Raw genomic sequence first — 13,971 nt, forward strand, 5'->3', positions numbered from 1 at the left:
ATCTGTGTAACCATTTATACATTGGATCCAATAATTTCTTGGGCTTTTTCTAAGGCAGCCGCTAACTGCTCTGGCTTACTACCACCTGCTTGAGCCATATTAGGGCGACCTCCTCCCCCTCCACCAGCAACTTTAGCAACTTCACCAATTATCTCTCCAGCGTGATATCCCTCTTTAACTAAATCATCAGTCACTACCGCAACAAATAATACTTTATTCTCTAACTTAGAACCTAAAACAATTATTCCTGAATCTAATTCTGTTTTTAATTCATCTGCCATTTTTCGCAGTCCAGCTGCATCTAAACTATCTACACTATGCAAAATAGTTGGTACTCCATTTATCTTCTCAACTTGAGCAACTAAATCTTTAGTTTGAGAAGCAGCTAATTTATCTTTTAAACTTTCAATTTCTCCTTCTAATTTTTTAATTTGATTTTGTAGCAATTCTACTTTAGATACTACTTCAGATGGATTAGCTTTTAACTTATTAGCTATTTTTACAATGCTATCCTCTAATTGATTGACATGCTTTAGGGCTTCTTCTCCTGTTACAGCTTCAATTCTTCTTACTCCAGCTGCTATACCAGATTCTCCTACTATTTTAAATTGCCCAATTTCTCCTGTAGTTCTAACATGAGTTCCACCACATAATTCCTTACTATACTCACCTGCTTTTACTAATCTTACTTGCTCTCCATATTTATCACCAAATAAAGCAGTTGCTCCTACAGCTTTAGCTTCTTCTAAATCCATTTTCTCAGCTTTAACACTTATATTTTTTAAAATATAATTATTAACTTGCTTTTCAATAGCAGCCAGCTCTTCTTCTGTTACAGCTTCAAAATGAGAAAAATCAAACCTTAATTTATCAGGAGTAACTAATGAACCAGACTGATTAACATGATCACCTAAAATTTCCTTTAGGGCTTTATGTAACAAATGAGTAGCTGTATGATTACGAGCAGTAGCTTTTCTTGATTGTTGATTAATACTGGCCTTTACTTTAGTACCTACTTTTACTTCTCCCTCTTCTAGTTGAATATGATGCACAATCAACTCAGCAATTTCTTCTGTCTCTAATACTTTAGCCTGTCCAGAAGCAAAACTAATCATTCCTTGGTCACCAACTTGGCCCCCACCTTCAGCATAAAAAGGAGTTTTAGCTAGTACCAATTTAGCCTTTTGACCAGCACCTATTTCCTTAACTTCTTCTTCATCTTGAACTAGACTTAAAACTTTAGAGTCTACTTGATAATTGTCATAACCTACAAATTGTGTATTACCTATTTGATCTCTAATTGCTTTAAATAATTCTAATTGGCCATGTCCTTGATCATAGTCTTCTCTGGCCTCTCTAGCTCGCTTACGTTGTTCTTCCATTGCTTCCTCAAAACCAATTTCATCAATTACAAATCCTTTTTCAGCAGCAATTTCTTTGGTTAGTTCTTTAGGAAATCCATACGTATCATACAAAGTAAAGACTTGTTTTCCTGGAATTTTAGATTTGTCCTTTTTTTGCAATTCATCAATTAAATCTTCTAAAATATCCATCCCTTGCTCTAAGGTTTCTTGAAACCTAAGTTCCTCTTGCTTAATAATCTTCTCAATTTGTTCCTGTTTAGATGCTAAAGCAGTATAGTGATCCCCCATAATTTCTACTACCACCGCAACAATAGTATGTAAAAAAGGGATCTTTAAATCAAGCATCTTAGCATACCTTACAGCCCTTCTTAATAATCTTCTGACAACATAACCTCTTCCTTCATTAGAAGGTAATACACCATCAGTAATTGCAAAACTTACACTCCGAATATGATCAGCTATTACCTTAATTGCTACATCACTTTCCTGGGCTTGACCATACTCAACACCACAATGAGATGTAATATATTCAATAATTGGCATAAATAAGTCCGTCTCAAAGTTAGTTGGTTTATCCTGTAATAGTGATGCTAATCGCTCTAATCCAGCTCCTGTATCTATATTCTTTTGTGGTAAGTCTAAATATTCGCCAGTTTCAGTTTTATTATACTGTGTAAATACTAAATTCCAAATCTCTAAATAACGATCACAATCACAACCTAATTCACAACCTTCTTCACAACCATAATCTTTACCTCGATCATAATGAATCTCAGAACATGGTCCACAAGGGCCAGTTCCAATCTCCCAAAAATTCTCATCTTTACCCATTCTAATAATTCTATCAGTTGGGATCCCTATTCTCTTGTGCCAAATATTAAAAGCATCATCATCATCTTTATAAATAGATATTAAAAATCTATCCGAATCTAAATTCAACTTCTCTGTTAAAAATTGATAACTCCATTGAATAGCTTCTTCTTTAAAGTAGTCTCCAAACGAAAAATTACCTAACATTTCAAAAAAAGTTTGATGTCTAGCCGTCTGACCGACATTTTCAATATCATTAGTTCGAATACACTTTTGAGCAGTTACCACCCTTCTTTTAGGTGGAGTAGCACTTCCAGAAAAATAATCCTTAAATGGTGCCATTCCTGCATTAATCCATAATAAAGTAGGATCATTTTGGGGCACTAATGGTGCACTAGGTAATACTTTATGGTCTTGTTCTGCAAAAAAATCTAAAAATCTTTGCCGAATTTCACTACTTTTCATTTAACTAACCTCCCGCCCAATATATCTTCTTAATTAGTATTAGCAAAATAAACTTAGTTTATATAATACTAGAAATACTAACTGTTGTCAACAGTAGCCAGTACCTCAACAAATAAGTAATTAAGTAACTCTTTAGCAATTATAGCTACTGGAATAGCTATTAGCATTCCAATAACCCCCAATAATTCTCCTCCCGCTAATAGAGAAAAAATAATAATCACAGGATGTAAACCTACCTCTTCTCCCATTATCTTAGGAGAAATAATATTCCCTTCTATTTGTTGGATAATAAAAAAAACTAAAATAACCCGTAAACTCAACTTAAGAGAAGTCCCAAACGCAATCAATCCAGCTACCCCAGCACCAATAAATGGGCCAAAATAAGGAACTACATTAAAAATACTAGCTAAAACTCCAATTATTAATGAAAACTTTACTCCCATCCAATACAAAGCTAAAGTTGATAACACACCTACTAATATACTAACTATTAATTGTCCTTTAAAAAAGCCTACCAGTCCTTCATCAATCCTAATCAATAACTTTCGTATTGCAGATTGTTCTTGATCAGGGATTATAGACCAAAAATAATTCTTAATCAACTTGAAATCTTTTAGAATATAAAAAGTCAAAATAGGAGCCATAATCAAACTAAACATTCGTGATAATAAATTAATCATTACTTGAGTTGTTCTTTCTATAAACTCTACACTAAGTTCTTTTATTCTTAACATTATCCTTTCTAAAACCCGGTCTAAAGTAGAAGAAATATTAATCTGCTGGTACTGATTATTCAATTTATTTATTATTCTATCTAGCTTTGCAATATAAAATGGTAACTTATTGGTTAAAATCTCTAATTCATTAATTATTGCTGGAATAACTGTGATAAAAACAAACATAAACAAAACAAACAACAGACCAAAAACAAAAGTAAGTGCCCCCATTCTAGGCATCCCACTCTTTACTAACTTATCAATTAAAGGATTAAGTAGATAAGCTAATATAATTGCTAAACAGAAAGGAAATAAGATAGACTTCACTTGATAGAAAAAGTAAATACTAATAATTATCAGTAATAGTACTAATCCTTTTTTTTCTTGCTTCAGCATATATTCCTCCTAAGGTAGTTATTCATCATTTAGTATTTACAAGCAGCTTACTTTACATACCATTAAAAATAAAAAGCAAGCTTAAAAAGCTTGCTAAAATTACTTGGTAGTTAATGTATCCTTTTCTAATAATCCGCCTTTAATTCCTACATATGTTCTTGGTACTTCTCCTGAAATAACTGCTTCAGATAGAGGAATATCAGTAGATACTTTAATTTTAGTACTAATTGCAGGTACAACTACTCTCGCTTGAGTAGTAACATGTAAATAGATTCTATGTTTTGTCTGATTAATACCTACCGCTTCAAACTCATCAATAACATTTGTTTTAACAGCCCCATAAGGTATTACATGAACATCAAAAGTAGGACTAAACTTAGATAAAATCTCAATTCCAAATACTTGCGATACTGGAATTTCAATAACTCTCTTTTTTACTTCCTCTAACCTTTTTTGAATATTTAATGTAATATCTGAAGCAAGATTATTAATCTGCTGTAAATTTGGTTGCATTAAAACTATGTATCCTTCATCATTAGTCTTTACATTAACTAGTTGATTATAATTTACATCATACATTACTTGATTAGCACTTTTATTAATAACAGCTGATAACATCCCTGTTACATCAGCTGTAGTTACTCTATTTAAAATTGGCTGTAAAGTCATCTCAATCATAACTATAGTAGAAATAGCTAAGATTATTACTACAACCAACCCCCATTTAATCACGCTCATAAATCTCATTTTCAAGTCAATCACCCCATAATATCTTATTAGTTATAGGGTGCTTTTGTGCAATTATTTTAAAATTATTTTAGCAAAGTTCTTCTTTCCTACCTTAATAATCATTTCGTTCTCTACTTTAAGATCTATATTAATCTTTTGATACTTTTTATCATTAATTGTAACTGCTCCTTGTTTAATCATTCTTCGTGCTTGACTATTACTATCTACGAAGCCTGTTGCAGCTACTAATTTAACAATCCACATTTCTCCATCTTCTAATTGATCATCACTAATCTCTATTTCAGGCATATCATCAGGCGTTCCACCTTTTTTAAATACCTTTTCGAACTCTTGTTGTGCTTTTTTAGCTGTCTCTTGGTCATAATAAGTAGCCACAATTTCTCTAGCTAGTCTCTTTTTAGCTTTCATAGGATGTAGACTTCCATCTTCTAAACTTGCTTTAATCTCCTGTAATTCATTCAGTGGCACCTCAGTTACTAACTCAAAATAACGACCAATTAATTCATCTGGTAAAGACATTGTTTTACCATACATATCTTTAGGGGTTTCATCAATACCAATATAATTACCTTTACTTTTACTCATTTTATTAACACCATCTAATCCTTCTAGTAAAGGCATCATAATAACAACTTGTGGGTCTTGTCCGTATTCTTTTTGGAGCTTACGCCCAGCTAACAAATTAAATCTTTGGTCAGTGCCTCCTAATTCTATATCTGCTTCCATTGCTACAGAATCATACCCTTGTAAAATAGGATAGAAGAATTCATGAATACTAATTGGTTGATTGTTACCATATCTATTAGCAAAATCCTCTCGTTCTAACATCCTCGCTACAGTATATTGAGAAGATAACTCTATGGCATCAATAAAATCCATCTCTCCAAACCATTGACTATTAAAAACAACTTCTGTCTTTTGCTGGTCTAATATTTTAAACATCTGTTCTTTGTAGGTCTCAGCATTTTCCTTCACTTCTTCTTTGGATAATTGTTTTCTCGTTTCAGACTTACCTGTCGGATCACCAATTTGGCCCGTAACATCACCAATTAATAAATAAACTTGATGTCCTAAATCTTGAAACTGTCTTAATTTATTTAATACAACAGCATGACCTAAATGAATATCTGGAGCAGTTGGATCCAACCCTAATTTTACCTTAAGCGGTCTACTCTCTTTTTTAACTTCTTTTAATTTTTCAACTAGTTCTTCTTCTCCAATTAAATCAGAAACTCCACGTTTAACAATACTTAATTGTTCTTTAATCTCCATTAATTTACCTCCATTAATTTATTAATGATTAGTTTAAAACACCTTTTACTCCCCGAAATTATAACACATTAAAAATAGAATATCAATTATAGCAATATATATTACATAGGTATTAATTACACAAAAATGGGAAAAATATACTTTAGTGCTACCTAAGAATTATGAATCTTTATAAACTGTATGGGTATCTACACTATATATAATTTATTTTTTATGTTATAATAATTTAGGAAGGAGGTTAATTAATGGCTAATAAAAAACAAAAAATAAAGCAATTAACTATTACAGCACTTATTTTATTTATAGCTATAGGAATGGGAACTACTATTGGAATAATAACTTGGGTAATTCAAACTAGTCCAAATGTAGCAGATTATGGACACTGGCAGACTAGTGAAGCCACAATAGTTTATGATTCTAATGGCGATGTTTTAACCAAATTATATCAAGAAAATAGAATTTATGTTCCTATATCAAAAATTCCAAAACATCTACAAAATGCTGTAGTTTCTATTGAGGATGCTCGCTTTTGGGAACACCATGGTATTGACCCCATAGGAATTATGCGAGCTATCTATGTTGATTTAAAGCATATGGCTAAAGTTCAAGGAGCTAGTACAATTACCCAACAGTTAGCTAAAAATGCTTTATTAACTCATAAAAAGACCTTTACTCGTAAATTCCAAGAAATGTATATAGCATTACAGTTTGAAAGAATGTACACTAAAAAAGAAATCTTAGAATTCTATCTTAATGAAATTTTTCTAGGCTACAATGCTTATGGAGTTCAAAGTGCAGCTAATTACTACTTTAATAAAGATGTTCAAGATTTAACTCTAGCAGAATCAGCTTTGATAGCAGGATTAATTAAAGCACCTAACTATTATTCTCCTTATCAAAATAAGAAAGCTGCTAGACACAGAAGAAATGTAGTCTTGAATCAAATGTTAGAGTATGGCTATATTACTGCTAAACAGGCTAGAAAAGCTAAAGCTCAACCTATTAATTTAGAACGTCCTACAGACGATACTGATGAAAATGCTCCTTACTTTGTCCGTTATGTTAGAAATAAATTGATTGATAAGTTTGGGGCCAAGCAAGTCTATAATGGTGGTCTAAGAGTTTATACTACTCTCGATCCTAGTATGCAAGCTAAGGCTAAAGCCACTGTAGATAAAGCTATTAAAACTGGTTATATTCCAACTGTAAATAAAAAAGCTGGCTTAGGAAAAAGACAACCACAATTAGCTTTGGTAACAATTGAACCTAGTTCTGGTCACATCAAAGCTTTGATAGGTGGACGAGGCCATGATAAATTTAACCGAGCTATACAAGCTAATAGACAACCTGGTTCTGCATTTAAGCCTTTTGTCTATGCTACTGCTATGAAAGAAGGAATGAGTCCAGGTTCAGTAATAGATGATACTCTTAAAGAATATAAGACAGGACTTGAAACTGAAAAAACTTGGATTCCTGAAAACTACAATGATAAATATTTAGGGCCAACTACGTTAAGAATTGGACTAGCTAAATCTATTAATGTTATGGCAGTCAAACTACTAGATAAAGTAGGAGTTAATGATACCATTACAACTGCTAAAGGTTTGGGGATTAAAAGCTTAGTTCCTCAAGACCAAAATCTAGCTATAGCTTTAGGAGGATTAACTAAAGGAGTTACACCTTTAGAAATGGCCGAAGCCTATGGTGTTTTTGCCAATCAGGGAATTAAAGTTAAACCAATTGCTATTACAAAAGTTTACGATAGCTATGGTAATATTATTTGGAATCATGAAGCTCAAAAAGAAGCACAAAAGAGCTTGGCCCTTGATAAATCAATAGCTTATTTGGTTACAGATATGCTTCAATCAGCTGTTGCTAGAGGTCCCTTAGTGTGGGGAACAGGGTGGAGAGCTAAATTAAATAGACCAATGGCTGGTAAAACAGGAACTACTTCTAACTACTCTGATGCTTGGTTTGTTGGTTACACCCCTGATCTAGTAACTAGTATTTGGATTGGAGAAGATGAACCAACTAGAATGGAATATGTTAAGAAAAATAAAGCAGGAAAACCAATTATGAAGAATGGTAAACCTGTCACTGAAATTATATCTAGTGGAGAAGCTGCTGCTTTATGGGGCAATTATATGGAGAAAGTAGTTAAAAATAAAGCTATTAAAAGCTTTAAACGTCCAGATAATATCATCACTAAAGAAATTTGTATTGACAGTGGTATGTTACCTAATAAATATTGTAGAAAAAATAATCAGGTTCGAGAAGAATTATTTATTAAAGGTACAGAGCCAACTACAAAAGGCACTTTGCATAAAAAGACTGCTACAATCAAAATTGATACCTCTACAGGTTTAATTGCCACAGAAAATTGTCCTGATGATAAAATTAAGGAAGTTAAATACCAAATTAAAACGAATATTATTGTTGATGAAAATGGAGTACCTATTAAAAAGTATAAACCAGATACTAAACTTCCTTTACCATTAAAAGATAAAGAAGGTAATTATATTTATAAAAAAATCCCACAAAAGAAATGTACTAAACACAAACCAACCGCAGAAGATAAATCAACTTCCATCAAAGATAAAATATATAATTTCTTTAACCTTTTAAGAGGTAACTAAAAAAGTCGGGTTCATTAATGAACCCGACTTTTTTATCCCAAATTAACTATTGTTACTCCAGTGCCACCTTCCTTAGGCCTACCTAATCTATAATCTTTTATATTCCGATAATTCTTTAACATCTCATCAACCACTTCTCTAAGAGTTCCAGTACCCTTCCCATGAATGATTTCTACTTGATTTAAATTAGCTAATAATGCATCATCTAAATATTTATCTAGCTTGTTTTTAGCTTCTACAACCCTTAGGCCTCTTAAATCTAACTCAGGAGATATATTTTTAGCCTTATTACTTTTAACCTGACTTATATTTACTCTAGTATTATTATTTGTTTTAGACTCTATAGTAGTCTTTTCTAGTTCTCTTAAATCAACTGTAACCTTCATAATTCCTGCTTGTACTAATGCTTCTTCTTTACCAGAGTGAATTTCTAATACCTTTCCTTTTTGATTCAAATTACTTAGTTTAACTTTATCTCCAACTTTTATATCAGGAACCTCCTTTTGTTCTCTCTTAGCTTCTATTAGTTCCTGTCGTTCTTCTTTAAGATCTTTTCTCTCTTCTCGCAATTCACTTCTAGCACCTTCAATCTTACGGTCATTTAATTGCCTTTGCTCCTTTAATTCATCAATAATTTTATTTGCTTTCTGTTGAGCTCGTTTAATAATTTTATTTGCTTCTCGATATGCTTCCTTCATTTCCCGCTCTTTTTGTGCCTCTAATTTTTTTAATTTAGCTTCATATTCCTCTCTTAATTCTCTAGCTTGACGTTTATTTTCTTGAGCTGATTCTTTTTTTTGCTGATACTCTCGTTTATCTTCCTCTATCTGCTTAATAATATTATCTAATTCTATATCTTCTTGGTCTAAAAATTGACTGGCCTTATCTATAATCTCATCACTTAGACCTAATCGACTCGCTATCTGAAAAGCATTACTACGACCTGGTAATCCCATTTGTAAATTATAAGTTGGGGCCAAAGTCTCTACATCAAATTCAACTGAAGCATTCTCTACTCCATCTTGATTATAAGCATAAGTTTTTAGTTCACTATAATGAGTAGTAGCAACCGTTTTAGCTCCTTGCTGATGTAAATAGTCTAAAATTCCTCGAGCTAAAGCTGAACCTTCTACTGGGTCTGTTCCAGCTCCTAATTCATCTAATAAAACTAAAGAGTTAATACTGGCTCGTTCTACTATTTTAATTATTTGTGTCATATGAGAAGAAAAAGTACTTAAATTCTGTTCGATACTTTGTTCATCTCCAATATCAGCATAGACTTGATTAAAAATAGCTAATTTGGAACCAGATAAAGCAGGCACATGCAATCCAGCTTGGCCCATAATAGTTAATAAACCAATCGTTTTTAAACTAACTGTCTTTCCACCTGTATTAGGTCCTGTAATTACTAAACTGGCAAAATTATCACCTAATTGAACATCAATTGGTACTACATCTTCAGTTAATAAAGGATGACGAGCTTTAATTAAATTAATCTGACCTTTAGAGTTTAAAATTGGCTCTGAAGCTTCTAGTTCAATACTATATTTAGCCTTAGCAAAAATAAAATCTAATACTGCTAAAACTTTAATGGTTTCTTTAATTGGTTGTAATCTTTTTTCTACTTCAATAGATAATTCCTGTAAAATACGTTTAATCTCTTCTTCTTCCTCTGATCTTAACTGTTGTAATTTATTATTGATCTCTACTACTGGCATAGGTTCTATAAATACAGTTTGGCCACTAGCTGATTTGTCATGAATTATCCCTGGAAAATCACTTTGTTTGGCAGCTTTAACTGGAATTACATATCTTTGATCTCTGATAGTAACTACAGACTCTTGAATATATGATTGATAACGATTAGAATTAAGAATTGAATTTAATTTATTCTTAATTCGATCACTAGTATTTCTAATCTTTCGTCTTAGATCAGCTAGTTTAGAACTGGCGGAATCTTTTATTTGGCCCTGATTATCAACAGCTTTCCTTATTTTCTGTTCCAAATTTGAAAAGGTTTCAATTTGACTACTGATCTTTAGAATTCTTACATATTCATTATCTTCATCTTCTAATCCTAAAAAATAACTTCTTAATTTCTTCCCCGAAGTAATAGTAATTAAAATATCTAATAATTCATCTGCACCTAAGATAGCTCCTTTCTCCACCTTCTTTAGAGCAGAACGAATATCATAAATTCCACCAAATGGAGGTGCACTCTCTCGACTCAAAATTTTAGTAGCTTCAGTAACTTCTTGTTGTCTAGATTCAATAAATTCTAAATCTGTACTAGGACTTAATTTTTCAACTAAATGATTTCCTATTTTAGAGGTTGTATGTTCACGCAATTGTTCTTTAATTTTATCAAATTCTAATACCTCTAAAGCATGCTTATCCATTAACTACATCATCCTCCTGTTTTAATTATTATAAAAGGCCTTTAATCTATACTAGATTAAAGGCCCATTTAAACTCTATCTATTAACTCTAATTAATCCTGAACACGGAATAATTTCAATTCCCTGTTCTACTAATTTATCAGCAAATAAATTCATTCCTATAGAATCACTAGCCATATGTCCTGCAATCACTACATTAATATGATGTTCTTTTGCCTTTTTAAGATGTTCCTCGCCAATATGCATACAGACTAGAGTACCTACTCCAGCTTGAGCTAATTTTTCATATTCATCCTTTGAACCACCAGTTCCTCCAGTCATTTCGACTACTACTTTACCAGCTCTATTATTTTCAGAACCAGCTACTACTTTTGGCCCAGCTTTTGTCTTAGTAGCTTCTTGATATTCAGGAATCTCCATTAATAATTCAATTACATCCTCTACCTTATTAATATCAGCCTGATCAACCTTCTCCTGTAGAAAATTAACAACTAAATTATCTGCTGGTGTATGAACAGATAATAAAGGAATATCAAATAACTTAGCTGCATCACGAGCTTTATTATGATTTATAGGCATAATGCCTCGTTCTACCTTGCTTATTCTCTCAGCTAAGATTCCTTCTGCTACATTAACTGGGATACCTAAATCATGTAAAATATCTTCTTGCATATGCATAACTTCATTTAAAGCAGCTAAGGCCTTGCCTTCAGGATGATGAGATACTATTGCATCAATTTCTTGGCCCTTCTCAGTTAATCTATCAGCTATTAAAACCTCACTACTATCAATATCTATCCCCATTAATACTCTTGTTATATCCTTATCTTCTGCACCATATAAAATTCTAGTATCAGAATAAGGATTTTCTAAACTAGCTTTATCAAAATATTCCTCTTTTTCTTCTGTTAAATCCTCAAACTTACTTTTGTTTTCTTCTAGTACTCTTTCAATATCATCTTGACTACGAGGATCAACCTCCATTCCTGCTTCTATTGCTAATTGATAAATATCTTTTAATTTCATTCCAATTCCTCCCAATAACTATTTTTTATAATTAATCTTTTAGCTTTACCCCTTTATCAGTTATGTTAATAATTCGTTCTTTATATAACCCACCTATAGCTTTTTTAAAAGTACCTTTACTCATCTCTAACTTTTCTCTAATAATCTGTGGAGAACTATTATCATTTAAAGCTAGAAATCCATCTGTAAGCTTAAGCTTTTTAAGAATTTTACTCTTAGCATCTTCTACTTTGCCATATCCTATCTTTCTTAAACTGACATCTATCTTTTTATCTTCTCTAACCTTCTTAATATATCCTTTAACCTTATCTCCAATTTTTAATTTTTTATAAATATCATCTTCATAAACCAAACCATAATTTTTATTATTAATTACCACTTTAGCACCTAAATCAGTAAATCTATATACTAAAATGTCTACCTTATCACCTTCACTAACATCTATCCTATCATTTTGGGATGATTTATCAAATTTTTCTGTAGCAACTAGCCGGTTAGATACTTCATCTAATAAAATCTTTACCACATAGCTTTTACCTTCTTTCATTTTATTAATCTGTTCACTATGAGGCACTAATAAATCCTTTTCTAATCCCCAATCCAAGAATGCACCTATTTTATTAGCATCTTTTACTTTTAAATAAGCATGATCTCCTACTTTAGCTTTTGGAGTTACAGTGGTCGCAATATTTCTATCTTTTGAATCTTTATAAATAAATACTTTTACTTTATCACCTATCTTGGCCCCTTCTGGGATATACTTATTAGGTAATAATACTTCTTCTCCATCTACATCTAAATAAGCTCCAAATTCTTTTGCTCTAACTATCTCTGCTTCATTAAATTCTCCTATATCCATTTTTATTAGCTCCTTTTAAGTATTTTAATGTTAAACTCTTCTTTTAATCTATCATAATCTAATTCTTTTATTAGCTTCTTGATAAGCTTTTATTTTATAATTATAAAAATTGATCAATTTTTTTCTTTAATAATGGGTCAAATTTTAGAAATTTAGGGATAAAATAAGATTGATTTATCTGGTTTTGTAGGTCAGTCCATTCTAAATTACTACCTAGCTTTACAATCATTAATATCAATATATAAGCAATTAGTCCTCCTTTTATTAGACCAAATAAAGCACCACCTAAATCATCTATAAAAGATAATAATAAAAGATCAAGCATTTGACTAATAACCCTTCCAATATAATTCACAAAAATTCCTATAAACAAAATAATAACTCCAAAAGAAATTATATTCGCAACTTTTATACCAAACTCAAATTTACGCTGTAAAAAATCAGCAAAAACATTATATTGTTCCGCAGCAATATATATACCCAAAATTATTGCTATTATAGTAGTTAATTGATTAATTAAACCCGAACGATAACCTTTTAGAGTAAATATAACTAGTAAAATAAAAACAACTACATCAATCCAATTAAAATCCACTACTAATCCTCCTTTTCAACTATTTCAGAAAGGATATTGTATTCATCCCTTAAATTTTTATATTCTTCTTTAAGCTGATTATAATCTTCTTTTAACTCTTCATAATCACTTTGAACACTATGTAATTTATCAGTTAGATTCATTGCCCCTAATATCATAATTCGAAATCTAGAGATTGCAGAATTATACTCTTTAACCTTATGTAAATGGTCATCTAAAAAAGAAGCTATATTGTTAATATACTCTGAAGATTTATCTCCTTTTATAATATATTCTTCTCCTAAAATTTGCACTTTCACTTCAGCTTTATTACCACTATCATTCACTATTATTACCTCCAGCTAACTTAAAATTCTCTTACTTATCTATTAATTCAATAATACAACTCAAAACTCCTGCTTAATCACAATTACTCTTAATATTAAAAAAACCTTGTTATCATGAGATAACAAGGTTTCGGAAATAAATTGGAGCGAAAGACGAGATTCGAACTCGCGACCTTCTCGTTGGCAACGAGATGCTCTACCAACTGAGCTACTTTCGCATATAAATATAATGGTGGAGGGGAGAGGATTCGAACCTCTGAAGGCATCGCCGGCAGATTTACAGTCTGCTCCCTTTGACCAGACTCGGGAACCCCTCCATATTTTATTAACTATGATTAATCTAATTTAGATAGTAAA

Annotated in this window: 10 protein-coding genes and 2 tRNA genes; 1 reads left to right on the top strand and 11 read right to left on the bottom strand. The window is 31.6% G+C overall.

The genetic code is table 11. The annotated features are described in order from the left end of the window. Positions 1-14 precede the first annotated feature (14 nt). The 4 genes from alaS to tyrS form a co-directional block, all read right to left on the bottom strand. On the bottom strand, positions 15-2,639 hold the full coding sequence (gene alaS, locus HALHA_RS10110) for an alanine--tRNA ligase (RefSeq protein WP_015327676.1): 2,625 nt from the start codon (positions 2,637-2,639) through the stop codon (positions 15-17). 77 nt (positions 2,640-2,716) lie between these two features. Beyond that, positions 2,717-3,751, bottom strand: a complete 1,035-nt coding sequence (locus tag HALHA_RS10115; protein ID WP_015327677.1) for an AI-2E family transporter — start codon at positions 3,749-3,751, stop codon at positions 2,717-2,719. A gap of 99 nt (positions 3,752-3,850) precedes the next feature. After that, entirely contained in the window at positions 3,851-4,498 is a 648-nt protein-coding gene (yunB, locus tag HALHA_RS10120; RefSeq protein ID WP_156801282.1) for a sporulation protein YunB, read from the bottom strand. 54 nt (positions 4,499-4,552) lie between these two features. Beyond that, entirely contained in the window at positions 4,553-5,773 is a 1,221-nt protein-coding gene (gene tyrS, locus HALHA_RS10125; protein WP_015327679.1) for a tyrosine--tRNA ligase, read from the bottom strand. A 245-nt stretch (positions 5,774-6,018) separates the two neighbouring features. Here tyrS and HALHA_RS10130 point away from each other — a divergent pair, with 245 nt between their 5' ends. Beyond that, positions 6,019-8,409 (top strand): penicillin-binding protein 1A, encoded by a 2,391-nt coding sequence (locus HALHA_RS10130; RefSeq protein WP_015327680.1) that lies wholly within the window; start codon positions 6,019-6,021, stop codon positions 8,407-8,409. Between the two features lie 32 nt (positions 8,410-8,441). On the opposite strand, the gene HALHA_RS10135 is transcribed toward HALHA_RS10130, so the two are convergent. The 7 genes from HALHA_RS10135 to HALHA_RS10165 all read right to left on the bottom strand — a co-directional run bounded on the left by HALHA_RS10135 (position 8,442) and on the right by HALHA_RS10165 (position 13,931). After that, the gene (locus tag HALHA_RS10135) at positions 8,442-10,808 is read right to left on the bottom strand and encodes an endonuclease MutS2 (RefSeq protein WP_015327681.1); all 2,367 of its coding nucleotides are present in this window, start codon (positions 10,806-10,808) and stop codon (positions 8,442-8,444) included. A gap of 75 nt (positions 10,809-10,883) precedes the next feature. Further along, positions 10,884-11,834, bottom strand: coding sequence for a hypothetical protein (locus HALHA_RS10140; RefSeq protein ID WP_015327682.1), 951 nt, complete (start codon positions 11,832-11,834; stop codon positions 10,884-10,886). A 31-nt stretch (positions 11,835-11,865) separates the two neighbouring features. Further along, positions 11,866-12,693: a CvfB family protein gene (locus HALHA_RS10145; RefSeq protein ID WP_015327683.1), complete on the bottom strand. Its 828-nt coding sequence runs from the start codon at positions 12,691-12,693 to the stop codon at positions 11,866-11,868. 100 nt (positions 12,694-12,793) lie between these two features. Then, positions 12,794-13,288 carry a CvpA family protein gene (locus tag HALHA_RS10150; RefSeq protein WP_015327684.1) on the bottom strand — a complete coding sequence of 165 codons (495 nt, stop codon included), beginning with the start codon at positions 13,286-13,288 and terminating at the stop codon, positions 12,794-12,796. Positions 13,289-13,290: 2 nt separating this feature from the next. Next, positions 13,291-13,614, bottom strand: a complete 324-nt coding sequence (locus HALHA_RS10155; RefSeq protein WP_015327685.1) for a cell division protein ZapA — start codon at positions 13,612-13,614, stop codon at positions 13,291-13,293. A 142-nt stretch (positions 13,615-13,756) separates the two neighbouring features. Continuing rightward, positions 13,757-13,832, bottom strand: a tRNA-Gly gene (locus HALHA_RS10160). Between the two features lie 12 nt (positions 13,833-13,844). Then, positions 13,845-13,931 (bottom strand) — tRNA-Tyr (locus tag HALHA_RS10165). Positions 13,932-13,971 lie beyond the last annotated feature (40 nt).

The organism is Halobacteroides halobius DSM 5150 (genome assembly GCF_000328625.1).
GTDB classification, from domain to species: Bacteria; Bacillota; Halanaerobiia; order Halobacteroidales; family Halobacteroidaceae; genus Halobacteroides; species Halobacteroides halobius.